Here is a 1,622-nt window from a genome sequence, read left to right as displayed (position 1 = left end):
CTTTTACGTAGTATTGTTATCCTTATTATATTATAAAAACAAATAAAAACCATATTGATTATTTTCATCAATATGGTTTTTATTTGTTTTTAATAATTTATTATGTTCCACAATAAGTTCTATAAGCACAACTTGAAGGCTTAGGCAATTTTGCATATTCCTCTTGTTCTTTAGAATGTTCATATGGTTTTTCAAGTACAGTTATAAGCTTTTTAAAGAAATTAAAATCCCCTTTATCTGCAGCTTCTAAAGCTTCTTCTACTCGATGATTTCTTGGTATTACTGCTGGATTTGATTTTTTCATTAACTTAAAAACTTCATCTTGAGAATTTTCTTGTCTTTTTAATCTTTCGTTCCATAAGCTGTACCAAGATTTAAATTCTTCACTATCAAACATTCCTTTTTTATTAATATTATTAAATGTTAATGCTATAAAAGTATTAGTAAAATCTTCTCTATATTTTTCCATCATGCTAAGTAAATCTTCTATCAATGCTTTATCTTGTAATTCTTCATCGAATAATCCTAATTTAAATCTCATATTTTTAATCCAATTTAAATAATAAATTTCTGAGAAATCAGAAATAGCATCTTGCGCAATTTTTATAGCTTCATTTTTATCATCACTTATTAATGGCAATAGAGTTTCAGCAAATCTACATAAATTCCATTCAGCCATATTCGGTTGATTTTCATATGAATATCTTCCATATCTATCAATAGAGCTAAAAACAGTATCTGGCTTATAATTATCCATAAATGCACAAGGTCCATAGTCAATACTCTCTCCACTTATAGTCATATTATCAGTATTCATAACCCCGTGGATAAATCCAATACTTTGCCATTTAGCAATAAGTTTAGCATGAGCATTTATCACTTCTTTAAGTAAGTTAATGTATTTATCTTCATCATCTTTTATATGTGAGTAATGTCTATTAATTGTATAATCAGCTAACTCTTTAACTGACTTGACACCTCCATAATTTAGAGCATATTCAAATGTTCCAAATCTAATATGACTAGAAGCTACACGTGTTAAAATTGCTCCCTTTTTTATATTTTCACGAATCACAGATTCTCCAGTTTTTATTACTGCTAGACTTCGAGTTGTTGGAACTCCAAGACCGTACATAGCTTCACTTATTATATATTCACGAAGCATCGGCCCAAGAACAGCTCTCCCATCTCCTCCTCTAGAGTAAGGTGTTTTACCAGATCCTTTAAGCTGAATATCAAATCTATTTCCTGATGGATTTATTTGCTCTCCTATCAGCAATGCTCTCCCATCTCCTAGCATTGTAAAATGTCCAAATTGATGTCCTGCATATGCTTGAGCTATAAAAGCACCTTCGTCTATCTTTTTATTTCCTGAAAGTAATTCTATTCCATCCTTACTTTTAAGGCTATCTATATTTAATCCTAAAAATTTAGCTAAAGAATCGTTTAAAATAACTAATCTAGGTGAAGGTACTGGATTTAAATTTATTTTGCTATAAAAAAAGTCTGGTAAATTCATGTAACTATTATTTAAATTCCATCCTGTTTCTATATTTTTTTTATTATTTTCCATTTTTTCTCCTTATTATAAATAATTAATTAATTTTATAAATATAAGATAC

Annotated in this window: 1 protein-coding gene; it reads right to left on the bottom strand. The window is 28.4% G+C overall.

From position 1 onward, the window contains the following. Positions 1 to 100: 100 nt before the first annotated feature. Complete coding sequence (locus RWY47_RS04540) at positions 101 to 1,573, bottom strand: protein adenylyltransferase SelO (protein ID WP_224170231.1); 1,473 nt, start codon at positions 1,571 to 1,573, stop codon at positions 101 to 103. Between the last annotated feature and the right edge of the window lie 49 nt (positions 1,574 to 1,622).

The sequence above is a fragment of the Paraclostridium sp. MRS3W1 genome (assembly GCF_032465715.1).
GTDB lineage: Bacteria > Bacillota > Clostridia > Peptostreptococcales > Peptostreptococcaceae > Paraclostridium > Paraclostridium dentum.
This window is presented reverse-complemented; position numbering and strand designations above follow the sequence as displayed.